This window comes from uncultured Turicibacter sp. (genome assembly GCF_938044715.1).
In the GTDB taxonomy this organism is placed as follows: Bacteria; Bacillota_I; Bacilli_A; order MOL361; family Turicibacteraceae; genus Turicibacter; species Turicibacter sanguinis.
Map to the genome: position 1 here is coordinate 1 of NZ_CALIOS010000025.1, position 24,256 is coordinate 24,256.

Here is a 24,256-nt window from a genome sequence, read left to right on the forward strand (position 1 = left end):
TTTCCTTTATAGCTATAACGAAGATAACATTCGTCTGCTTCAACCAATCCATCAATTTCTCCCGTTCCCATAAATGAGTTCAGAGCATCTAAAATTTTATGTTTCCAGAAAAAGGTTGTGGTAAGTTATTCTGTAACTGCATATAAACTTTCCGTGTTTCCTCAGAAATTCTTTTTCATCTGACTAATTCACTACAGACTAAATTAAACATTATAAAATCAATAATTTTAGTCATCAACATTTGGCTAAAGCAGAACACAAAAAAGATGAACTTAACCTCACTAATAGAGTTCACCTTTTAAAATGATTTTAAGAAAAGCTTAAATTATCTACTCGTTCATCTAACCTCTCACCTTTATAAAATACACAAGACAAAATGTACAATAAAGAGTTTTAACAAGCTCTCGCTTTGAGCCATACATCTTTATTCTATCTTCATGTTTATCATAGTAGACTTTTACTGGTATTCTCGTTGCTATCATATTATTCAATGCTATAGATACCTCCTCTTAAATAGTAATAATTTTATTTCTCTCATTATCTTTTACTATTCTAAATCCATACCCATTTTTATAAATCATTCATTTGTTTAGCTAAAAATCTATTTAAAAATCTATTATTTATAAGAAGCATATAGTTCATTATAAAATATTTGTGTAAACCAATATCATGTGATTTTAAATTGCTTAAATTACAAAAATCATTTTTCCCATAAATTCTAACATCCAGTTAGCGAAACAAACAGTTATCCATTCTGATCAAGGTTCACACTATACAAATCCAAAGTTCTCAGAAAAGATCAAACAGTTAAAGATTAAACAATCTATGTCACCCAAAGAAAACTGTTGGGATAATGCTCCGCAAGAATCATTTTTCGGCTATCTAAAAGACGAGATAAATCTAAAAGAACCAATGACCCTTGAAGAATTATCTAAAGAAATCGATGATTATATCTATTACTATAATCACTATCGACATCAATGGAATTTAAAAAAGATGATTCCTGTCGAATACAGGAATCATCTTTTAACTGCCTAGTCTTCTTTTCAATTTTCCTTAACAAAAGGTACAGATTACTCTTTAACAAAATATATTAATTTCTCCTTAAAATTTCAGCATTCATTACAGAAAAAACATGTGAAACAGTCTCTTTACAATCTGATACTTGTTTCCCATATTGTAAGCGATACTCCTCTAACTGTTTAGCGAAATCATATAACACTACTTTTTGACTATCAGATAAATTATGTTTGGCTACATACCCTTCTAGTAGCAAATCAAAGGTTGGAGTATTCATTGCAATCTCTCTCGCCTGTTTTTCTCTTTTCTCTATATATTGCTCCATCGAAATAGAAGTAGTTTCTATATTTTTCTCAGCATAATTTTCGATAAACTCTCTCTTCTCATTTATGAACTCTTCATCTACTTCCTTCGCTAATAATTCTGCTATAAATAAATCCATAAAGGTATACATAAAATCACCAAGAAAAAACTTTTGAAACTCATTGGCATCGTGTTTAATTGTACTTTTAATATTTTCACCAATTAAAAAACATTCAAGTAACAGTTGCGAGATACTAATATCTAAATGTTGAAAAACAATAGTTCTTTGTTCTATTGAAGAATCAGATAAATATCTAAATAAGACATTCATTTGCTCTTGAACCCTTTCTAACATAATTTTTTCCATAATCATTGCTCCATATATCGGATGTGTTTTCACTTCATTTTTATGATTATCATTCAGATTTTCAATCTCATTCAAACAGTATGCATTAAATGCTTGAAATTTATCTAAGTTCATTTTTTTATATGAAGATGCCTTAGAATACATAGGGTTATTTTTATACATACGAGTTAAAACAACTGCTAAATCAGCCCATTCTTTCTTAAATAAAAAATCATTATCACCCTTTTTTTGATCCTCTCTTTCACCTAACTTTCGACCAATTTTTTTGAATTTATATTGTGGAATTTTATACGCTCCTTTTTCACCATACATATCATCTAGGCGATCATAAAATGATGATCTTTTATAACCTGTTTTCGATAAGAATTCATTTAAACTTAAATCTTTCCCAAATTTATTATCCATTTTCTATACCTACTTTCTTGACGTGTATTGGGTAAATTGCAATTAATTAGACAGTTTTTTTAATTGAATCCCTTGCTTTAACGACTCCATATTCATGATACTTAAAATTTGACCTTTTACGTATACATAAATTTTACTCTTCACATAAACTCTTCTTTTTGAGGCGAATAGCTAAGATTTGATAACTTAGCTATTCGTAATTAAACTATCTTTACTCATTAATACCATAACTTATCAGATTGCCACTTGCATCATAACATTCCACTGTTCCATCTTCCTGAAGTAATCCATATGATGCATCCTTTAGCTGGCATCTTCGATACTCAGTTTTGTTTCCATATGTCTCAAATAATTCTCTATTCCATGTTAGGCCTCTACCCCTAAAAACGCTAAACTCAGAGTGAAGATCATCAAAATAGAAACCTTCTATTCCTAATGAATCAATAAAAGCTAAAAACTCTTGAATAGTTCGTACTAAGTGAGCAGCATCTTGAAGGTATACTGGCTCTTTTGTTTTCCAACATAAGCTAAGTAGTCCCTCTTCCCAATAAACATCCGAAAATTCTAACCCCTGTTCTATACATAAAGATTGGAATTCCTTAATTGAAAATTCATGAATGTTAACTCCCATTTCCATAAAAAAATTGCTATAAAATACACGATATAAATTTTGACAATGAATACTCATTCCTAGTTTTACATTAAACAACTTATCGAACGACAGATTTTGACCAACCTCTTGAAGTAATAGAGTAGCTATATCCTGTGCTTGATCAAAATATTGCTTAAATGGCCTAAATACATATTCCTCATATTTTAAATCATAGATTTCATTCACATTATACTCTCCTTCATTTTTAATCTGTTGATAGATCATATCACTGTTTAAATCAAATGTTTTATTGTACATTCATATCACTCCAACTTTAAAAATAATGAACGATTAATTACGTATTAGACAGTTTAAACATTCATCTAAAAACGTATTTTAGCGACCTTAGATAGGTTTTAAATTCAACTTGTAATTCTTCAATCTCAGACTTACAAAACACTCTATCTCCGCTTAAATCGAATCTAAAAGCCTTATTTTAAATTCCATCTTCATCACCGGTAGCTCGTAAATCAACCTGGACTATATAGGGACCATTAAAAGATTTGGAATCGTGTGAAAAAGTTAATACACGATTCCAGTACTACAAGAATCAGTCAAAATCACAAGCTTCATCATAAGTGATAGGATTACCGTTAACATCATAACACTTCATCGTTCCATCTTCTTGTAGTAATCCATATGCTGAATTTGTAAGCTCTTGCTCTTGATGATGATTTTTATCGTCATATGTATCAAATAGACGCTTATCAAACTTTAAATTTTCTCCTTTAAATACACGAATATCAGAGTACATTTCCTCAAAGAAAAAACCTTCAATTCCTAACGAATCAATAAAAGCTAAGAACTCTTGTAGTGTTTGCACCAACTGTTCTACATCCGGAAGATATACAGGAACCCTAGTCTCCCAACAAAAACTCAACAAGTTACCTTCCCAATAAACACGTGAAAACTCAACTCCTTGCGCTTTACACAACGACTGGAATCTTTTAACTGAATAATTATGAATATTTCCATCTTGATCAATATTAAATTCATTATAAAATACACGGTATAAATTATCGCAAAAAATACTCATAGCCAATGTGGCATTAACTAAATCACTACCGTCTTGTCTCAGATCCCTATATTCAAGCAATGACTCTGCTAAACTTTTAGCTTTTTCCGAATAATGTTTGAATGGCTTAAATACATAATCATTACTTTGGAAACTATATAGTTCATTGATATTGTATTCACATTCATTCATTTCATCTTGAATATTACAATCGCTAACTAAATTAAATTCTGTATTATACATTAATATCACTCCAAGTCTAAAATAATAAATTACTAATTATCATTCAAATTATCTTTTTCTTTAATCAAGAGATGACTTTTTGTCAGCAAAAACTCACTAAGCCAATTACTTAATAAATCGATTAAATCATTACCTATATTAGGATTATGCTCATTAGCATAATCCCCCTTTTTTAGGCTTTCCTTCGTTATATATTGCTTCATTTTTGTTCATCTCCATACAATTCCTTATTAATCTTAGGTATATCAAACACATAACAATTAACACGTGTCTTTTCTTCTCCAATTGTTCTACGTTGACAAATTCTATCTTTACCGCGAAGTATCCAACCTTTTTTCAACCAAGCATTAATAATCGTATCCATTGATTGAAACTTATTATCTTTTTCAAGAAATTCTCTAAGCTGATGTTCCGCAATCCCAATCTCTAAAATCTCTTCTCGATTATTCTTTTTACTGATTTCTGTTATCAAAAATCCCCAGCACTCAGTATTATTTACATTACGGTTTGATCTAGATCGACGTACTGTTTTCTTAAAATGATGAAAATTTTTTGAGACAATTTCCATGATGTACTCATAAGCTTTAATGGCAATATCACTTTCACTTAATCTACAATTCTCATTTGTTATTAGGAAGTCTAATATCCCTTCTAAATCAAGCTGTAGATTCAACTTTTTATTAGCAATATGACCTGTTAACATATAAATAGCTAATTTTTGTGCCAAACGATCCTTAATATGAGCATGATTTAACTTTGATTTGATTTTATTGCACCAACTTTTATGAGCTTTAACTAGACTCTCTTTATTCAATTTCATCAATTCTTCGACAAATTTAGGTCCTAAATGGCCATAATTATCTAAGCAAATGCTCTTAATCTTGTTAGAATTTTCACTATCTTGAGTCCAAGTGATACCTGAATACTCCGAAACACGAGCTCTAATTCCCGTATTATTAGCAGCTTTAGAAATAAGAGAAAACTCTCCTGAAGATAGTACTACTGTACGAAAAGGTGATTGTTCTGCTAACAAGCAATCTTTTGTCATCCGATTCTTATCTTCTCCTCCTGTAATAATATACAAGAATTCAGTCCAATCCTTTGTAGAGCTCATACTAGCTTCATCAATTCCCATTGGAATCCCCATATTTCCACTTAATTTTTTTATTAAACCATTTTGGGTTGAATTATAATTAAAGATAAGAGAATTTTTAGAAATAGTCGGCGCACCAAATAAAGATATAGCAAGTTGTAAAGCTGTCGTTTTACCTACACTACTATCACCTACAATATGAATCAATTGAGATTGGACGTGAACATCTTCACCTAAAAAGGCAACGGTCGGTGCTGTAAGCCCAAATAGTACAACTGCTTCTAAGGGAATATTCCCCTTCACTTCACTTTGATACATCCTATCCCAAGCTTTAAATGTTCCTTTAGGCTTAACACTATACACCCCATCATACTTTGAAGATTTAGTGCCACCAATGAGGTTATAATGCTTAAAGACAAGCTTATTGTCATATTCTGAAAATCCAAGTGTAGTATGTATATACGATTGTATAACATTATCCAACGCATTACGGAGATGCTGTAAAACGTATCCTTTATTTAAACTAGTAACATCTGCGCCTATACTGTTTAAATCTTCAAGTTTACTTGTAGATAAAAGAGTACTTAAATTTACTTTATGAGTTCGGAGTTCCCCCCCATAAATGGGGTAGAACTCTAATATTACCATTGCTTGATGGGTATCAATATCGACTTCAACTTCTCTAACTCCAATATAACGTCCAATTTTTTTATATACGTTGTTATTAGTATCATTGTAGTAAAGATAAAAATTTGTGTAATATATATCTTTGTGTATAACATTCGGATATCTAGTAATGTTAGTTTCCACCATTATAATTCATCTCCTTCTTCAAAAATAAAGTCCTCAAGTTCTTCGTCTGACACACCAACATCTAGGTCATCTAAATCTAAGTCCAAGTCTAAATCATCTTCTATATTTTCTACTTGCTCTGAACAGCTCGCTTGTTCCCCCACAAGATGATTAGTCTCTTCTACAGTAGATACAGTATCTTCAGACGATTCAAACTCTAATCTAACGGAATCTGCTCGACTTTGAGTAATAAAATTATTAATTTCTTCCTCTTCTAAAGGAATCATATCTACGACATTACAATAAGGACCATTATTTTTTACGGTTGCCCTTACATAGACCCCTGCTAAAGACTCTAGATCAAGTGGGTAAGCTTGTAAATCAATTTCAAATTCTAGAAATAACCTTTTTAAAAAATAATTGTCAGGAGAAAACTGTGTACTATACTTTAGCGCAACATTCATCCCATCGTCATCTTTTAATGAAACATTAATAATCAATCGAGGTCCAGTTTTACCTGCTTTTAGCTCTACTAGTCCAGTTTTACCGTAATAAATACCATCCGGCAAATAAGTAAAAACCATTTCTTCCTTAAACCATTGAGAAAGATTGTTTAAATCAATTCCACTTTCACAATGAAAATTTTGCTTACTGTACTTTTTAGACTTAACACTCACGATAATCACTCCGATATTCTAATTTCATCAGCTCTTGCCGACCTCATTAGAATACCAGCTTTTGAATGCTTTTCATTTTGGGAAAAAACCGTATTTTTTCAAAAATCATGATTTTTTTGAAATTTAGAGATAAAAAAAAACATCGTTTTCCGATGTTTTCTAGTTTTTACTGCTTTTATTTAATTCATCAATTGTATGGTTTAAATCCATAATTTGCTTTAATATCAATCGATAATAGTCTAAGTTACATTCTTTCTTCTTATAATGGACTGTGAAATCATCCAGTTCATAATATCCTGTAATGATCTCATAATTTAATTGATTTTTTATTAACTCTAAAAGACCAGCTATACTGTCATCTTGAAATACACCTAAAATTGAAATATCGATAAATTTATTTAAACCCAATATCTCTTGAACCCATCTCTCCTTTTTCGCTGCGTCCAATGTAAAATATAATGGTACATATTTCTGTCTTTTATCCACCAGTGGATTTAGAAATAGTAATCGCAAATCAGAAATAGCTTGCAGTGCTTCTTCTTCGGAATTACAATATTTGCTTACATGAAGTAATATAGAAATCAACAAATTATATTGTAGCGATTTTTCCAATTGATAACATTCTAAACTCTTACTTATTACATCTGAATCTTCAATTTTCAATTTATAATGCTCATATAATTCTTTTAAATTTTTTAAGTTTATATTTTTAAGCTCTCTATTAATACGACCTGTAGTGGTTCTATACGCTTCCAATTTTGAATCATTATTATTTTTAAAATAATCTCCTTGATCTTTTATCTGACGATGAGTTTTATACTGATGAATTTGTGACTCTTTAAGATCTATCTTTCTATTCATATAACAATTTCCACTCATATTTGTATTTTTCAATTTTTCACTTCGTAATTTTTTTTCTTGAATAGTTCGAAAATTTATTCCATGATATTGATCTATCCCCCTTTCAATAAATGTATCCAGATTACTGTTTTTTCCACCATTTTGGTAAAAATAATCTTCTAATCCTTCATCTTTAATAATCATTTCATTTACTTTCGTTACACTATACGTCGGTTCTAGCGATTGAAGGTGTGTTACCCAAAAATAGAATCGAACATACTTTTTAATATCCTCTAAATCAATATAAAAATGATTTGTAACATATTGATGAAACATTAAATCAACCATTTGATTGATATGGTGATTAATAAGCTCTATAATCATTAAATTATCTCCTTTTATTGACTAGCATCTAACTTATGAAATTATCTTCTTTTCCATTATTTGAAAAACAATTTAATTTTCAACCCGAAAACCCGTTATTTTTCGAATCATAATTCGTTATCTATTACAAAACTCTTACTTTTTTTTTCTGATATATATTTTTTTACGGGTTTATGGGTTTTCGGGTTTATTCATTCTATCATCAGAAAATAATCATTTTATTATTATACCAAATATAACAAAAAAAAAATAATGTTTCAGTTTTTAGGCTGAAACATTATTTTTTTAATCAATATTCCTCTGCTAACAACATCGTGGCATATTCTCCTTCATCTATGATGAAGATTTTCTGCTTCATTGGATTAAGTGAGTTGATTTGATAGACTTGCTTATATTCTGGAACCTCTTGTCTATGTTCTATCTGTTGCATATGGTCTGCAGTGACTGTCAATTCAAAGACTTGTAAATAGTCGTATTCTCCTCTGGCTTTAGCTGCTTCGTAACATTGCCAACAGAAAAATTGAATATCGATTGGAATTTGGTCATTGGTTCCACGTGTTAAGTATCGTTTCATGTTTGATTCCTCCTTATTCGTTTACATCCAGCGTTTGATATCTTCGGGATCAAGTCCTAATCGATCAGCTATCCGATCAATGGCTTCCATTTGACTCAACCCTTCCATGACGAGCTCTAAGACTACCGTTATCACTTTTAACCAATAAATCATCCTACTGACCTCCCTCTAATGATTCATAACGTTGAACTAATATTGGATACATTTGTTGTAATGTTTCTTCTAATAGATAAATCACCACATGATCATCACTGGATAACATAAACAACACTTCCACATACTGTTTTAGATCATGACCTTCAAACGGTTCGATGTATTCCGGAATTAATGTTGGATATTGGTTAATGAAATCATGGATTTCCTCCTCTGCTAACAGAATATAGCCACCTAAATCAGTGACTAATCGTTCATCACCATAATGAACATTTAAGACTTTAAGTATCTCTTCTGCTTTGGTTAGTACCCTCTCATCTAGGTGTGTTTGTTGCTTTAACTGTTCTAACTTCCAAATTTTCATTCTTTATTTCATCCTTTCTTTGTTCCTATGTAAAAGACCTAGCCCCGTAAGGCTAGGTCTTTTCATGAATGTTTTTATTTGTTAATTAATTACAACTAATTATAATTAAATACACTTTCTATCAATCAATAAATCATGCTTAGTACATCTTTACTAATCGCCACTCATTCTTAATACGTGGACATAATGGATGCATGGGGATATTGCGGTATGGATCACAAATCACATACATCTTATCTTTAAATGGTTTTAGTTTTTCCAGTAACTCTTCCTGTCTTACTGTTATCTTCTTACTCCCCTCCCCTATTGAACCCCATGCGATAATCACAATATCTGACTTTAAACATGACTTTTCAATGTAGACATCATTCTCTTCCTCCACTAATTCAGTAATCTCTTTTCTATAACTAATCTTGGGACAAATTAAAGAAAAGAGATTTGTGATATCGACTGCTCCATAATCTAACCGATTTAGATTATTGATGACATTCATCGTTGTATGATCGATCTCTACTTCATTTGCCGAAGATGGATTAATCATAATAATGGTTGCTTTAGGTTTATTTTTATCCCACTCTTTCCTTATGATATAACGATGCTCCATATCATCACTGTATACGACTTCTGTTCTTAGACTCATTCTATTTACGATTGCCATTTTCAACCCTCCTTTATTTGTTTAACGATGATAAATAAAGAGATAACTATATTCATCTTTTACAGGTTTCAATCGAAGATAGAAATTGAAATCAGCGGTTTCAACTTTGAATAGTTGTTCATAACGATATCCCTCTCCTCTACATCGATCAATGACTTTACTAAATACATCTAACTGCTCAAAGATTAACTCCTTGATTAAAACTTGTAATGCTGGGATAGATATATTGTATTTATCTACAACATCATCAAACTGTTGTGATGGTAACCACTTATTGCAAACTTCATCTCTCCTTGATCCTGACCAGTCTAATCTCATCATTCCTATTGACTTGGATTCATCTAACTCCACTGGAACAAGTTCCTTTACCTTCATCCACTTCAACATTTCAACCTTCTCCTTATATAAAGACAAATAAAAAGGACCAAGCAAACAAAAGTTCACTTGGTCCTCTATTAATCAATCTTTAATTTTTTAATTCTGAGTCACAACGTCACTCATCTTCATCTTCTTCATAATAAACACCAAACATCCTATCCACCTCCATAAATCAGTTGCATTTCTATTATGGAATATTTTGCCGGATGATGTCAATGATGTTATTTCATGATTTCAAATTCTGTATGAACTAAATCTGATGAATCTAAGATGATCTCTCCATCAAGATATTGCCTTCTAACATATTCAACTGCATCACAATCCATTTCATCAACATCGACTTCAATCACTCGTTCTAAAGTTTCCGTTATACAGACGGTTAATTTATAGCTCATAATACTCTCCTCCTAATTTGGAACATATAAAAAAGGCTAAGCAACATCATTCGTTACTTAGCCCTTTATAAATATCCTTTTTCTTTTAATGATGTAAAAGAACCATCCCCTATAATGAGATGGTCCAGTAATTTGATTCCTAATAATTCACCTGCTTCAACTAACCGATGGGTTAATTGAATATCTTGATCAGATGGTGTGGTATCACCTGATGGATGATTATGAAACGCCATCACACTAGCTGCATTCGATAGGATGGCTGTTTTAAAGACTTCCCTTGGATGGACAATCGCTTTATTTAGTGAACCTACTGATACCACTGTGATATTAGTCGGTTCATTTTTAGTATTCAAGCAAGCCACGATGAATTGTTCACGATCTAATCCTTCTAGTTGTTCTTTAATCATTTCATAAGCATCACTTGGTGATAAGATTTGACGTGTTTGATAAAGGAAGCTGGACTCCTTTACCATTTTAATGGATACGATATTAATACGTTTTGCGACATTCGACATGCATACTACCTCCTGAATAATCATTCAAGGAAATAATATATGTTTATAAATGTTATTATTACATTTAACTTACTTTATTCATTCACTCCCATTTCTTTTAAAAATTATATTCGAAAAAGAAGTGGATAATTGAGAATCTGAGGATTAATTTAATTAAAAAATCATTGGATTTTCATTAATCAAAAGAACTGACTTCCTGTTCTTTGATAACTTAGTTTTAGTTCAAAGTTAGAGGTTAAAATAAACGTTTATATTACATGCTTAAAAGTTACCATTGAACTTCTTTTGATTACATAGAAAAAGTACCACAATCATAGACTTACTTTAGGGTCTATGATTGTGGTACTATATCAAGATTGACTCGCTTTTTATTACTTAACATCTGGAAATATTAAAAACAGAACTTCAAAATAATTTATAATATACAATTAATCTTTATTGAATAAATCTCGACTATATACTTTTTCCTTTACATCATCTAATTCATCAGAAATTCGATTAGCAACAATGATGTCAGATAATTTCTTAAATTCTTCTAATTTATCGAGGATCTGGCAATCTAAATCAATCTGTTGGCTAACTTTAGGTTCATAAATGACTACATTAATGCCTCTAGCAATAAGAGAATGTATAATATCTAATATTGCCGATGTGCGACAATTATCAGAATCAGTTTTCATTGTTATCCTATAGATTCCAACAGTTTTTGGATTATTTTTAATAATCATATTTACAATATGATCCTTACGTGTTTGATTGGCTAATACAATCGCACTGATAATATTATTAGGAATATCTTCATAATTAGCACATAATTGCTGAGTATCTTTTGGAAGACAATATCCTCCATATCCAAAAGAAGGATTATTATAATCGGATCCAATACGCGAATCTAAACAGACTCCTTTAATAATTTGCTCTGTATTCAAATTGTGCGTTTCTGCATAGGTATCTAATTCATTAAAATACGCTACACGTAATGCTAGGTACGCATTAGAAAATAATTTAATAGCTTCAGCTTCTGAAGAACCTGTAAACAACATAGGAACATCTTTTTTCACAGCTCCCTGTAACAATAAATCTGCAAATATCTGTGCGTTTTTCGATTTTTGACCTATTATTATTCTTGATGGATATAAATTATCATATAATGCTTTACCTTCTCTTAAAAATTCAGGAGAAAATATAATATTGTTTGTATCATATAATTTACAAACCTCAGCTGTATAACCAATTGGAACAGTTGACTTTATTACTATAGTAGCCTTAGCGTTAATAGATTGAATTTTCTTTATGGTATGATCAATTGTTTTGGTATCAAAAGCACCTTTTTCAGCATTATAATTTGTTGGTGTGGAAATAATAATGTAGTCTGCTTGACTATATGCTATTAATTCATCAGTAGTAGCAATTAAATTTAAATCTCTAGCCTTTAGATATGTTTCAATATCTTCATCAACAATGGGAGATTTTCTGTTATTAAGCATATCTACTCTTTCTTTATCAATATCTAATGCAATCACTTCATTGTGCTGAGATAACAAAACCGCATTTGATAATCCTACATAACCAATTCCTACTACTGTTATTTTCATTTTCAATCTCCCTTTATTTTTTATTGATTAATATTTTAATCTTATCTTGCTCCCTTTCCAGTAATAACTACAAGAAAAGTATTTAGAACAATCCATATATCCATTATTAAACTTTGATTCCCTATATACTCTAAATCTTTTTTTAATTTCTCATGTGGGTTCAGATCGTATCCACCTGAGATCTGAGCCAACCCAGTTAGTCCAGGGGTAACTGATAATCGATTAACAAATCCAGGATATTTATCATTAAATTTGAATGTTAATGTTGGAGTTTCTGGTCTAGGCCCTACTAATGTCATCTCTCCTTTAATAACATTAATTAATTGCGGTAATTCATCAATCTTTGTTCTTCTTATAAATGTACCAATTTTTAAAATACGAGTATCTTTCTCTTGAGTCCATTGTTCTCCATTTCTTTCTGCATCTAATCGCATTGATCTTATTTTGTACAACGTAAAAACACTACCATTTTTTCCAATTCGTTTTTGTTTAAAGATGACTTTTCCCGGTGATTCAATATAGACTAATACAGAAAAAAATAATATTATGGGACTTAATAAAACTAACCCCATTAGAGATATAACTATATCAAAATTTCGTTTGATAAAATAATATCTTTTTACGTTGTTACTTTGATCTTTTTTTAAAATTATCGATTGAAATTGCAGATTATCCACACAATCCACCTTCTTTTAACTTTAAAAATATCAAACGTTTATTTTTATCTAGTTCCCCATTTTTTATCTCGTAATGTAAATAAAGCATAAATACGAATAGGCAAAAGACATGTCATATGAATAATCCCATATAGTGGAGCTAATAAGAAAAGAAATGGCTGTCGTATAATATAGAATACATTTCGTGAATATGCCGTTAAACAAGACATACAAATGGTATAAAAGATTAAAGTCCAGGCAAAGTTAGTCACTTGATAATAAACACCTAAAATTAAAGCTATCGAAAAAGTTAACCATAGACCTAATTCCAATATAATCCAAAATAAAACAAATGGTTTTTTAAATCCAATCTTTAGTCCAATAATACTTTCTCTAAAGAATGACTTATTCCATCTAACTTGTTGTTTTAAAAACTTAGAAAGACTTTCTGGAACATCAGTTTCACAAATCGCAGTTGATTGATAGACTGTTTTCCCATATTGAATGGCATAATTAGTTAAACATCGATCATCACCATATTGAACAGGAGCACCAAGAAACATTTGTGATTCATATTTTTCTAAATTATCAACTAATACTTCACGACGATAAGCACTTAAAGGTCCACTACATACCAGTATATTACCTGTTACTGATTGCGCTGCACGCTCTACTCGAAATGCATTTTCATAGCGCATATCAATTAATGTGGTTAATAAATTAACTTTTCTGTTTCTAGCTATAACATGTCCACTTACAGCGTAGACTGTAGGATCATTAAATGGTTTCATTAATTCTTCAATTGCATTATTATGTAAGAAACAATCGCTATCAACTGTAACAAAGAAATCGGCTTCTGAACGTTTAATCCCATAAATTTGACCCATTCTTTTTCCAACATTAACAGGTGACTTGTAAATGTGAATTTTTTCTGCTTCTGATCCTAACGTTAATTTATATGCTTCTACAGCTTCAATCGCTGAAGTATCTGAACTACCATCATCAAAAACATAAATACTATGAATTGGATAGGTCTGTTGCATAATTGTAGTAATAGTTTCCATTAACAATTCAGTTTTTTCATTATATACCGGTACTAATACACTGACTTTTTTATCAGTGTCAAAATCTTTTTCAACATGTTTATAATTAAATGCAAGCACCATTTTGAACATTAGGTAGGCTAACATAATTCCACCGTATACACTAATCATTTGATGTTGAGTTGAAGATTTCATATTTAATAAAACAATAAGCAGTAAAAATACAATAAATACACTGTAGATAATAACTTTTTGTTTTTTCATATAACTTCCTCCTACTTTTTCAATCTATTAAACAATACGTATAATTGTCGAAAAATGTTGAATACTGTATAATTTTATATAACAAAATAAAAAATGTCAAATAGAATTAAAAGTATGTGCCGATATGAGGATGTATACTACTGAATTTGAATCAATAATTATTGCACTTTATAAAACTAAGCGTGGATACTAACCGGTACGCCCCATCTCCACCAAAAAATTCTCGTCCGCAATATTTACAGTAAAAAAACATATCTAAGTACAGAAGGTGATTCTGAGTTTAGATATGTTTTTTTGTTTATTATCAATGGTTTCAAGTATTTTGATAAAACATTTCATCGATATAATAGCCTACTATAAAATGTAATCTTATGATGAACTTGTATCCATGGTGGCAGTATCCTCCACCATGAGCACAATTACTATTAAAATTAGCAAAAAAAGAGATAACCAAGCATCATTAGCATCTAAGATGATTTCTTCATCAAGATATTGTTGTCTAACATATTCAATCGGATCACAGTCAATGTTATCAACCTCTACTTCAATCAGACGTTCCAATGTTTCAGTAATACAAATCGTTAATTTATAACTCATTATCTCTTCTCCTTCTCTTATTCATGATATATAAAAAGAGCTAAGCGACTTCTGTATCACTTAGCTCCTTATAAATAACCTTTTTCTTTTAATGATGTAAAAGAACCATCTCCGATAATGAGATGATCTAACAACTTGATACCAAGTAACTCACCTGCTTCATATAAGCGTTTGGTTAATTGAATATCTTGTTGTGATGGTGTAGTTTCACCTGATGGATGATTATGAAACGCCATGATACTCGCTGCATTCGATAAGATGGCTGTTTTGAAGACTTCTCTTGGATGTACAATTGCTTTATTTAATGAACCTACTGATACCAATGTGATATTAGTCGGTTCATTTTTTGTATTTAAACAAGCAATAATGAACTGCTCCCGATCTACTCCTTCTAGTTGTTCTTTAATCATTTCATAGGCATCACTAGGTGATAAGATTTGACGTGTTTGATAAAGGAAGCTGGACTCCTTTACCATTTTAATGGATACGATATTAATACGTTTTGCGACATTCGACATGCATACTACCTCCTGAATAATCATTCAAGGAAATAATATATGTTTATAAATGTTATTATTACATTTAACTTACTTTATTCATTCACTCCCATTTCTTTTAAAAATTATATTCGAAAAAGAAGTGGATAATTGAGAATCTGAGGATTAATTTAATTAAAAAATCATTGGATTTTCATTAATCAAAAGAACTGACTTCCTGTTCTTTGATAACTTAGTTTTAGTTCAAAGTTAGAGGTTAAAATAAACGTTTATATTACATGCTTAAAAGTTACCATTGAACTTCTTTTGATTACATAGAAAAAGTACCACAATCATAGACTTACTTTAGGGTCTATGATTGTGGTACTATATCAAGATTGACTCGCTTTTTATTACTTAACATCTGGAAATATTAAAAACAGAACTTCAAAATAATTTATAATATACAATTAATCTTTATTGAATAAATCTCGACTATATACTTTTTCCTTTACATCATCTAATTCATCAGAAATTCGATTAGCAACAATGATGTCAGATAATTTCTTAAATTCTTCTAATTTATCGAGGATCTGGCAATCTAAATCAATCTGTTGGCTAACTTTAGGTTCATAAATGACTACATTAATGCCTCTAGCAATAAGAGAATGTATAATATCTAATATTGCCGATGTGCGACAATTATCAGAATCAGTTTTCATTGTTATCCTATAGATTCCAACAGTTTTTGGATTATTTTTAATAATCATATTTACAATATGATCCTTACGTGTTTGATTGGCTAATACAATCGCACTGATAATATTATTAGGAATATCTTCATAATTAGCACATAATTGCTGAGTATCTTTTGGAAGACAATATCCTCCATATCCAAAAGAAGGATTATTATAATCGGATCCAATACGCGAATCTAAACAGACTCCTTTAATAATTTGCTCTGTATTCAAATTGTGCGTTTCTGCATAGGTATCTAATTCATTAAAATACGCTACACGTAATGCTAGGTACGCATTAGAAAATAATTTAATAGCTTCAGCTTCTGAAGAACCTGTAAACAACATAGGAACATCTTTTTTCACAGCTCCCTGTAACAATAAATCTGCAAATATCTGTGCGTTTTTCGATTTTTGACCTATTATTATTCTTGATGGATATAAATTATCATATAATGCTTTACCTTCTCTTAAAAATTCAGGAGAAAATATAATATTGTTTGTATCATATAATTTACAAACCTCAGCTGTATAACCAATTGGAACAGTTGACTTTATTACTATAGTAGCCTTAGCGTTAATAGATTGAATTTTCTTTATGGTATGATCAATTGTTTTGGTATCAAAAGCACCTTTTTCAGCATTATAATTTGTTGGTGTGGAAATAATAATGTAGTCTGCTTGACTATATGCTATTAATTCATCAGTAGTAGCAATTAAATTTAAATCTCTAGCCTTTAGATATGTTTCAATATCTTCATCAACAATGGGAGATTTTCTGTTATTAAGCATATCTACTCTTTCTTTATCAATATCTAATGCAATCACTTCATTGTGCTGAGATAACAAAACCGCATTTGATAATCCTACATAACCAATTCCTACTACTGTTATTTTCATTTTCAATCTCCCTTTATTTTTTATTGATTAATATTTTAATCTTATCTTGCTCCCTTTCCAGTAATAACTACAAGAAAAGTATTTAGAACAATCCATATATCCATTATTAAACTTTGATTCCCTATATACTCTAAATCTTTTTTTAATTTCTCATGTGGGTTCAGATCGTATCCACCTGAGATCTGAGCCAACCCAGTTAGTCCAGGGGTAACTGATAATCGATTAACAAATCCAGGATATTTATCATTAAATTTGAATGTTAATGTTGGAGTTTCTGGTCTAGGCCCTACTAATGTCATCTCTCCTTTAATAACATTAATTAATTGCGGTAATTCATCAATCTTTGTTCTTCTTATAAATGTACCAATTTTTAAAATACGAGTATCTTTCTCTTGAGTCCATTGTTCTCCATTTCTTTCTGCATCTAATCGCATTGATCTTATTTTGTACAACGTAAAAACACTACCATTTTTTCCAATTCGTTTTTGTTTAAAGATGACTTTTCCCGGTGATTCAATATAGACTAATACAGAAAAAAATAATATTATGGGACTTAATAAAACTAACCCCATTAGAGATATAACTATATCAAAATTTCGTTTGATAAAATAATATCTTTTTACGTTGTTACTTTGATCTTTTTTTAAAATTATCGATTGAAATTGCAGATTATCCACACAATCCACCTTCTTTTAACTTTAAAAATATCAAACGTTTATTTTTATCTAGTTCCCCATTTTTTATCTCGTAATGTAAATAAAGCATAAATACGAATAGGCAAAAGACATGTCATATGAATAATCCCATATAGTGGAGCTAATAAGAAAAGAAATGGCTGTCGTATAATATAGAATACATTTCGTGAATATGCCGTTAAACAAGACATACAAATGGTATAAAAGATTAAAGTCCAGGCAAAGTTAGTCACTTGATAATAAACACCTAAAATTAAAGCTATCGAAAAAGTTAACCATAGACCTAATTCCAATATAATCCAAAATAAAACAAATGGTTTTTTAAATCCAATCTTTAGTCCAATAATACTTTCTCTAAAGAATGACTTATTCCATCTAACTTGTTGTTTTAAAAACTTAGAAAGACTTTCTGGAACATCAGTTTCACAAATCGCAGTTGATTGATAGACTGTTTTCCCATATTGAATGGCATAATTAGTTAAACATCGATCATCACCATATTGAACAGGAGCACCAAGAAACATTTGTGATTCATATTTTTCTAAATTATCAACTAATACTTCACGACGATAAGCACTTAAAGGTCCACTACATACCAGTATATTACCTGTTACTGATTGCGCTGCACGCTCTACTCGAAATGCATTTTCATAGCGCATATCAATTAATGTGGTTAATAAATTAACTTTTCTGTTTCTAGCTATAACATGTCCACTTACAGCGTAGACTGTAGGATCATTAAATGGTTTCATTAATTCTTCAATTGCATTATTATGTAAGAAACAATCGCTATCAACTGTAACAAAGAAATCGGCTTCTGAACGTTTAATCCCATAAATTTGACCCATTCTTTTTCCAACATTAACAGGTGACTTGTAAATGTGAATTTTTTCTGCTTCTGATCCTAACGTTAATTTATATGCTTCTACAGCTTCAATCGCTGAAGTATCTGAACTACCATCATCAAAAACATAAATACTATGAATTGGATAGGTCTGTTGCATAATTGTAGTAATAGTTTCCATTAACAATTCAGTTTTTTCATTATATACCGGTACTAATACACTGACTTTTTTATCAGTGTCAAAATCTTTTTCAACATGTTTATAATTAAATGCAAGCACCATTTTGAACATTAGGTAGGCTAACATAATTCCACCGTATACACTAATCATTTGATGTTGAGTTGAAGATTTCATATTTAATAAAACAATAAGCAGTAAAAATACAATAAATACACTGTAGATAATAACTTTTTGTTTTTTCATATAACTTCCTCCTACTTTTTCAATCTATTAAACAATACGTATAATTGTCGAAAAACGTTGAATACTGTATAATTGTTTATAGTATTCTAATAATTAACGGGGATGCATTTGAAAAGTTAACATCTCTTTTATAAAATTATCCATATCGACTAGAGATATGGAGGAGTTAGGAGTGTTAACATTGGAGAAAAAAGAAAAGATGATTCGCTTATATCTAACAGGTCTATCTTATACCGAGATTGCGAAAGAGATTGGCATGACACGACAAACTGTGAGTAAGTATATTAAGCAATATGAGACAGATTTGAAAGAGTTAGAATCAGCGACAACTACTCAAGAAAAAGAACAGATTATCATTCGTTTATCGGCTAAGCCTAAGTACGATATTAGTAACCGTCAACGGTTTAAGTTAACACCTGATGTGGAGGAAATGATTAATACTTGTTTATTAGAAAATAAACAAAAAATTCAACAAGGCAAACGTAAACTCATCATGAAAAATATAGATATTTATGAATGGTTGATTTCAAATCAAATAGATATTAGTTATCAATCAGTCTGTGCCTATATCGCTAAACAAACTCAACGATCAAAAGAAGCCTTTATTAGACAGGCTTATGAACCTGGACAAGTGGCTGAATTTGACTGGGGAGATGTGACTCTTTATATTGACGAACTTGGAGCTGAGCGTCGCTTTAAAATCGGGGTATTTAATTTAAAATACAGTGATAAGCGATTTGCTTATCTGTACTCACACGAAAATACAGAGGCTTTTCTTGATATTCATACTCGCTTCTTTGAAGAAATTCAAGGCGTTCCAACTGAAGTGGTCTATGACAATGCACGCGTTCAAGTGACCTATTTAGCTGGGAGAGAAAAGCAACCTACTGAAGCGGTTAAAAAGTTAACGAATTATTATGGTTATGCGGCTCGTTATACGAATCCCTATAGTGGACATGAAAAAGGTCATGTTGAGCGTTCGGTTGAATTAATTCGTCGAAAAGCTTATAGTAAATGTCATCGTTTCAAAACAATTGCAGATGCAGTGACTGCACTTTTAGACGCAACAACTCGTGAAAATCAAAAAGTAAAACAGCAGACAAACCAATCTGCAGATGCGGTATTTGCACAAGAACAGAAACATTTACTTCCTTATCGGGTCCCACTTGATACGTATTTAACTTCAACTTATAAAGTGAATAAATATAGCTTAATTCATGTAGATTCAAATTTTTATTCTGTTCCGGATTACTTGGTTGGTAAAGAGGTGACGGTACGGAAAAACATTCAACAGATTAAAGTGTATTATCAGGATCGCTTTTTATTCAAGGCGAAACGCTTAATTGGACGTCATCAATATCATATCGATATTCATCACTATTTAGCGACATTAAAAAAGAAGCCTGGGGCAATTGCGCATAGCTTGGCTCTCAAACAAGCTACTCCCTGGCTTCAAAACATATTCCAAACTTATTATAACACAAATCCACGAGATTTTATCTATCTCTTAACAATCATTGAACAAAATTCTCTCGAAACAATTCAGTTTACCATTGAATGGTTACAGCGACAAGGCTTACCGATTCAAAATAATCAAATCATCAATTATTTAGTAAATTTAAATTCAAAGCCTTCTGGCTCAAAAGATTTATTAGAGGCCCCTATTGAACAAGCTTGTTATCATCAATTATCTGAAATTAGTTCAATTTATAGTCAAGGAGAAAACTCATGGATCAATTAATTAAAACCTACACCAAAACGTTACGCTTACCTTATATTCATCAAAATTTTTCATTCCACTTAGAACAGGCCCGACTCGAAAATCAATCCTACGAAGAGTTCTTGCTTAATCTATTTCAATATGAAGTAGAACTTAGACAACAAAATAGTGTGAATTCCCGTATACGAGCGGCTAAATTTCCCTATCTAAAACATTTAGAAGAACTTGATATCAACGCGTTACCATTAGAAGCGCAAAAACATTATCAAACCTTAAAAAGCTTAGATTTTATTGAGAAAAAACAAAATGTAATTCTAGCTGGTAATCCTGGAACGGGTAAAAGTCACACCGTCATCGGATTAGGAATTAAGGCTTGTCAGGCGGGATACCATGTCTATTTTGCTCATGTTCCAACTTTAATTATTGAATTAAAAGAAGCAAAGAATGAGCGTGTCTTACAACGATTAAAAAAGAAGTTTGATAAATATCATCTGGTAATTTTAGATGAGCTTGGGTATATCTCATTTGATAAAGAGGGAGCAGAATTATTATTCAACTTCATCTCAACTCGATGTGAAAAAGCATCTACGATGTTTACCACTAATTTACCTTTTTCAAGATGGAATGAAATCTTTCATGATCCTATTATTACAGCCGCAATGGTCGATCGTATTACTCATCAATCCTATGTCATTAACATGAATGGAACAAGTTACCGTCTACAACAATCTAAAAAATTCTTAGAAAGTGAATAAAAGCAACAAAGTTAAAAATTAAATTTCAATTCTGTTAACTTTTCACTTGCAATATACAATTCGTTTATAAAATAACATAAATCCGTCACGATCCCAGTATAAAGCTTTGTAGCGATCTTTTTTTCTTCCACAAAACAAGAAGATGGCATCGTGAAATAAGTCTAGATTATATTTATCTGAAACTAAATTCGCTAAGCCATCAATTCCACAACGCATATCGGTGTGACCGCAAACAATGAAGATGTTTTGAACTTCTGTAAAATTAACGAGCATACTTTGACATCTCCGCTAAAACGGCATGTAAGATATGTTTATCAACGCCATTGTAAAACAGCACTTCAGCATCTTTAATTTTAAACTGACAAGTAGGTATATCCTTATTAGTCGCAGATTTTGAGTGAGACTTTAAATTAGAGTCACTCAATGCAACTGGAATTATCATAGGCTTTTCTTTCATAGAAAATTGACCTCCTTTTCTTTGATAGCTACAGTATAGCTCAAAGTTGGAGGTCAAAATAGACATGTTTATATTACGTGCTTACACTGAAAAACTACCTAATACGGACTTCATTAGAAATTCAGACGTATTGGTGGACTTTTTGCCATGGACAAAAACAGTCCAAGAACTTTGCCAGTAACGATATAAAAAAAATAGCTACTAACTCTGTACTTTTAGTTTACAGGATTAGTAACTATTTTTGTATCGGTGTTATTATTACGTGCTTACTCTAAAGTTAAGTATTAGGGAGTTTAGAAACTAATTCAAATAGATTGCATGATTATGTTTAGTACTAATCATTTTTCTTAAGTTGTTGACATTGACCATGGGTCCCCTGGCAGAGAACGAAATGAACCATCCTCAAATTCCAGGTAATGGAAGCTAAAAAGAAGTGGCACCGCCAAATTTCAAACTGGAGTCAAATATTAAATCAATTATTAATCTTCTATCCAAACCGATTCCCCCCTTTTTATAATTTTTTTTTAAAACAGTTTACACACTTAACTTGACAGACTCGTCTATCCACTCTTGATAGATCACTATTTAACACCAGAGAAATATGAGTAACCTTGATTAAAACCATAACTTTTTGTATCCAATAAATATTTTTAAACGATCAATTCCAGGCTAACATTATCTCTTAATATAATTGAAAACTTTTTTAATAATACTAATGAAGAACTTATCTTTAAAGACAATGAAAGAAATACTAAATAAAAGAGTTGATAAAGCTCCTTGAATAACTGTTGTTAATAAAGTTGCAGGTAAGGTTAATGTTAGTTGATTAACAATAATTACGATTCCTATGCAAATCAAGAAATTTTTCACGAGCACAGTTTGATATTTTGATAAACTATAATATTTATTAGTATAATACATTCGGTAAGCAAAATTAAAAAATTCTACAAAACATAAGGTAATGACAGCTCCTAATGCTCCTAATTTAGAAACCAGGATAAGATTTAAAGATAGACTAATTACAGCAGAATATATTGCTGATTTTATTGCAACCTTTTCTTGATTTAAAGGAATAAGGATAATATTCCATAACATTGTTGATAAAGGGATAAAAATTCCTATTACTGCCGTTATTCGCATCAATTGAACAACAACAGCATATTCCTCACCAAAAAACCAGATCACAAAAGAAGATGAAACGCTCATTATGATGGTGACAGTATAACAACTAATTAAATTCACAGAACAAAAACTTTGCTCAAATAATTGTTCAAATTTATCCCATTCTTTAGATTTTATATAATTTGTCATCCTTGGCATAATTACTACACCTGCAGATGTTACTAAGGTAATAGCCATACGAACAAATTTTTGACTCTGTTCGTAATAACTAACTTGATTCATTGTAGACAAGGCTCCTAGAATTGTTTTATCTAACGTTGTATACATTAAAATAGCAATTTGCGGAACAAAAAAAAGAAAAGATTCTTTCATCTGAATAAGCAACAACTTGAAATCAAAACTGAATTTCGAAATATATTTTCTAACAGATATCATCAATATTAAATTACCTATTAAAGTTGTAATAACATTTAAAATAATATACAAGATAAAATCATTTTGATCTTTAATTAAAATAAATATTAATAGCGTTGAGATAATTTTAATGACTGTATTTCTTACAACAACTCGCTTAAATTCCTCTATCCCAATAAAAAACCAAGATATTTCAAAACCATTTATTAATATTAAAAAAGATTGTATAAAGAAAATATTTCTATAAGCTATAAAAAAATAATTATTTAATACGATAAAGCAAATAAAAGAGCAGAATGTCCAAAATAGCTGTAGTAACCATATCGACCAAAACTGTTTATTTCTATCCTGCAAATTAGATGTCCGTGCAATTTCTCGACCACCATAATTATTTATTCCAAAAAATGAAAATATGATAAAAACCTGAATAATAGACAGTGTATAACTATTAATCCCAATTTGCTCAACAGCGAGAACCCTTGATAAATAAGGGATTGTGAAAACTGGAATAAACAACTTCATTACCTGATAGACTGCATTATATATAATATTTTGCCTTAGCTTATTTTGATTCATTGTAATAATCCTCTTTCTATTCCCCTTATCTCCATCATATAAATTTTAAGATCAAGATTTAATCCATTAAAACTATTTTTGATTAGATAATAGATTACTGGATTGTCAACACTAAACTAAACAACTTTTTTAAGGGTATTTTGACGATATTCA

The 24,256-nt window shown here is 30.5% G+C and carries 27 protein-coding genes and 2 pseudogenes; 3 read left to right on the top strand and 26 right to left on the bottom strand.

The window, feature by feature from the left end:
* Nucleotides 1–125 (bottom strand): annotated as a pseudogene (locus tag QWC74_RS02640) (IS1595 family transposase); the annotation flags it as partial.
* 589 nt (nucleotides 126–714) lie between these two features.
* On the opposite strand from QWC74_RS02640, the pseudogene QWC74_RS02645 reads away from it, so the two are divergent.
* Nucleotides 715–1,038 (top strand): annotated as a pseudogene (locus tag QWC74_RS02645) (IS3 family transposase); the annotation flags it as partial.
* Between the two features lie 55 nt (nucleotides 1,039–1,093).
* On the opposite strand, the gene QWC74_RS02650 reads toward QWC74_RS02645, so the two are convergent.
* The 22 genes from QWC74_RS02650 to QWC74_RS02755 form a co-directional block, all read right to left on the bottom strand.
* Complete coding sequence (locus QWC74_RS02650) at nucleotides 1,094–2,095, bottom strand: hypothetical protein (RefSeq protein WP_288993899.1); 1,002 nt, start codon at nucleotides 2,093–2,095, stop codon at nucleotides 1,094–1,096.
* Nucleotides 2,096–2,306: 211 nt separating this feature from the next.
* Nucleotides 2,307–3,005, bottom strand: a complete 699-nt coding sequence (locus tag QWC74_RS02655) for a hypothetical protein (protein WP_155222926.1) — start codon at nucleotides 3,003–3,005, stop codon at nucleotides 2,307–2,309.
* 292 nt (nucleotides 3,006–3,297) lie between these two features.
* Entirely contained in the window at nucleotides 3,298–4,005 is a 708-nt protein-coding gene (locus QWC74_RS02660; RefSeq protein ID WP_155222927.1) for a hypothetical protein, read from the bottom strand.
* A gap of 32 nt (nucleotides 4,006–4,037) precedes the next feature.
* A complete protein-coding gene (locus QWC74_RS02665) occupies nucleotides 4,038–4,208 on the bottom strand; it encodes a hypothetical protein (protein WP_155222928.1) in 171 nt (56 codons plus the stop codon).
* On the bottom strand, nucleotides 4,205–5,911 hold the full coding sequence (locus QWC74_RS02670) for a DUF927 domain-containing protein (protein WP_155222929.1): 1,707 nt from the start codon (nucleotides 5,909–5,911) through the stop codon (nucleotides 4,205–4,207). The genes QWC74_RS02665 and QWC74_RS02670 overlap by 4 nt, the downstream gene beginning before the upstream one ends.
* Nucleotides 5,911–6,567, bottom strand: coding sequence for a hypothetical protein (locus QWC74_RS02675; RefSeq protein WP_155222930.1), 657 nt, complete (start codon nucleotides 6,565–6,567; stop codon nucleotides 5,911–5,913). Before QWC74_RS02675 ends, QWC74_RS02670 begins: the two co-directional genes overlap by 1 nt.
* A gap of 159 nt (nucleotides 6,568–6,726) precedes the next feature.
* The gene (locus tag QWC74_RS02680; RefSeq protein WP_155222931.1) at nucleotides 6,727–7,791 is read right to left on the bottom strand and encodes a hypothetical protein; all 1,065 of its coding nucleotides are present in this window, start codon (nucleotides 7,789–7,791) and stop codon (nucleotides 6,727–6,729) included.
* Between the two features lie 289 nt (nucleotides 7,792–8,080).
* On the bottom strand, nucleotides 8,081–8,365 hold the full coding sequence (locus QWC74_RS02685; protein WP_155222932.1) for a DUF960 family protein: 285 nt from the start codon (nucleotides 8,363–8,365) through the stop codon (nucleotides 8,081–8,083).
* A gap of 21 nt (nucleotides 8,366–8,386) precedes the next feature.
* Complete coding sequence (locus tag QWC74_RS02690; RefSeq protein WP_006784119.1) at nucleotides 8,387–8,518, bottom strand: hypothetical protein; 132 nt, start codon at nucleotides 8,516–8,518, stop codon at nucleotides 8,387–8,389.
* Between the two features lies 1 nt (nucleotide 8,519).
* Complete coding sequence (locus tag QWC74_RS02695) at nucleotides 8,520–8,882, bottom strand: hypothetical protein (RefSeq protein WP_040763857.1); 363 nt, start codon at nucleotides 8,880–8,882, stop codon at nucleotides 8,520–8,522.
* 139 nt (nucleotides 8,883–9,021) lie between these two features.
* Nucleotides 9,022–9,540, bottom strand: a complete 519-nt coding sequence (locus tag QWC74_RS02700) for a DUF1643 domain-containing protein (protein ID WP_006784120.1) — start codon at nucleotides 9,538–9,540, stop codon at nucleotides 9,022–9,024.
* Between the two features lie 21 nt (nucleotides 9,541–9,561).
* Nucleotides 9,562–9,927, bottom strand: a complete 366-nt coding sequence (locus QWC74_RS02705; protein WP_288993903.1) for a hypothetical protein — start codon at nucleotides 9,925–9,927, stop codon at nucleotides 9,562–9,564.
* 212 nt (nucleotides 9,928–10,139) lie between these two features.
* Nucleotides 10,140–10,313, bottom strand: coding sequence for a DpnD/PcfM family protein (locus tag QWC74_RS02710; RefSeq protein ID WP_006784122.1), 174 nt, complete (start codon nucleotides 10,311–10,313; stop codon nucleotides 10,140–10,142).
* A gap of 65 nt (nucleotides 10,314–10,378) precedes the next feature.
* Nucleotides 10,379–10,828 (bottom strand): RadC family protein, encoded by a 450-nt coding sequence (locus tag QWC74_RS02715; RefSeq protein WP_006784123.1) that lies wholly within the window; start codon nucleotides 10,826–10,828, stop codon nucleotides 10,379–10,381.
* 428 nt (nucleotides 10,829–11,256) lie between these two features.
* Nucleotides 11,257–12,423, bottom strand: coding sequence for a nucleotide sugar dehydrogenase (locus tag QWC74_RS02720; RefSeq protein WP_006784124.1), 1,167 nt, complete (start codon nucleotides 12,421–12,423; stop codon nucleotides 11,257–11,259).
* Between the two features lie 41 nt (nucleotides 12,424–12,464).
* Nucleotides 12,465–13,100 (bottom strand): sugar transferase, encoded by a 636-nt coding sequence (locus QWC74_RS02725; RefSeq protein ID WP_006784125.1) that lies wholly within the window; start codon nucleotides 13,098–13,100, stop codon nucleotides 12,465–12,467.
* 44 nt (nucleotides 13,101–13,144) lie between these two features.
* Entirely contained in the window at nucleotides 13,145–14,386 is a 1,242-nt protein-coding gene (locus QWC74_RS02730; RefSeq protein WP_006784126.1) for a glycosyltransferase, read from the bottom strand.
* Between the two features lie 369 nt (nucleotides 14,387–14,755).
* Nucleotides 14,756–14,983, bottom strand: a complete 228-nt coding sequence (locus tag QWC74_RS02735; RefSeq protein ID WP_006784127.1) for a DpnD/PcfM family protein — start codon at nucleotides 14,981–14,983, stop codon at nucleotides 14,756–14,758.
* A 68-nt stretch (nucleotides 14,984–15,051) separates the two neighbouring features.
* A complete protein-coding gene (locus tag QWC74_RS02740; RefSeq protein ID WP_006784128.1) occupies nucleotides 15,052–15,501 on the bottom strand; it encodes a JAB domain-containing protein in 450 nt (149 codons plus the stop codon).
* Nucleotides 15,502–15,929: 428 nt separating this feature from the next.
* On the bottom strand, nucleotides 15,930–17,096 hold the full coding sequence (locus tag QWC74_RS02745; RefSeq protein ID WP_006784124.1) for a nucleotide sugar dehydrogenase: 1,167 nt from the start codon (nucleotides 17,094–17,096) through the stop codon (nucleotides 15,930–15,932).
* Between the two features lie 41 nt (nucleotides 17,097–17,137).
* Nucleotides 17,138–17,773, bottom strand: a complete 636-nt coding sequence (locus QWC74_RS02750) for a sugar transferase (protein ID WP_006784125.1) — start codon at nucleotides 17,771–17,773, stop codon at nucleotides 17,138–17,140.
* 44 nt (nucleotides 17,774–17,817) lie between these two features.
* Nucleotides 17,818–19,059, bottom strand: coding sequence for a glycosyltransferase (locus QWC74_RS02755; RefSeq protein WP_006784126.1), 1,242 nt, complete (start codon nucleotides 19,057–19,059; stop codon nucleotides 17,818–17,820).
* Between the two features lie 157 nt (nucleotides 19,060–19,216).
* Between QWC74_RS02755 and istA the strand changes: the two genes are divergently transcribed.
* Both istA and istB read left to right on the top strand, forming a co-directional pair.
* A complete protein-coding gene (gene istA, locus QWC74_RS02760) occupies nucleotides 19,217–20,800 on the top strand; it encodes an IS21 family transposase (protein WP_288993905.1) in 1,584 nt (527 codons plus the stop codon).
* On the top strand, nucleotides 20,788–21,534 hold the full coding sequence (gene istB / locus QWC74_RS02765; RefSeq protein WP_155223110.1) for an IS21-like element helper ATPase IstB: 747 nt from the start codon (nucleotides 20,788–20,790) through the stop codon (nucleotides 21,532–21,534). The genes istA and istB overlap by 13 nt, the downstream gene beginning before the upstream one ends.
* Before the next feature lie 42 nt (nucleotides 21,535–21,576).
* On the opposite strand, the gene tnpB is transcribed toward istB, so the two are convergent.
* From tnpB to QWC74_RS02780, 3 genes are all read right to left on the bottom strand, one after another.
* A complete protein-coding gene (gene tnpB, locus QWC74_RS02770) occupies nucleotides 21,577–21,807 on the bottom strand; it encodes an IS66 family insertion sequence element accessory protein TnpB (protein ID WP_155223111.1) in 231 nt (76 codons plus the stop codon).
* Nucleotides 21,797–21,991, bottom strand: a complete 195-nt coding sequence (locus tag QWC74_RS02775) for a hypothetical protein (RefSeq protein WP_155223112.1) — start codon at nucleotides 21,989–21,991, stop codon at nucleotides 21,797–21,799. The genes tnpB and QWC74_RS02775 overlap by 11 nt, the downstream gene beginning before the upstream one ends.
* Before the next feature lie 675 nt (nucleotides 21,992–22,666).
* Complete coding sequence (locus tag QWC74_RS02780) at nucleotides 22,667–24,103, bottom strand: oligosaccharide flippase family protein (protein WP_155223113.1); 1,437 nt, start codon at nucleotides 24,101–24,103, stop codon at nucleotides 22,667–22,669.
* Nucleotides 24,104–24,256 lie beyond the last annotated feature (153 nt).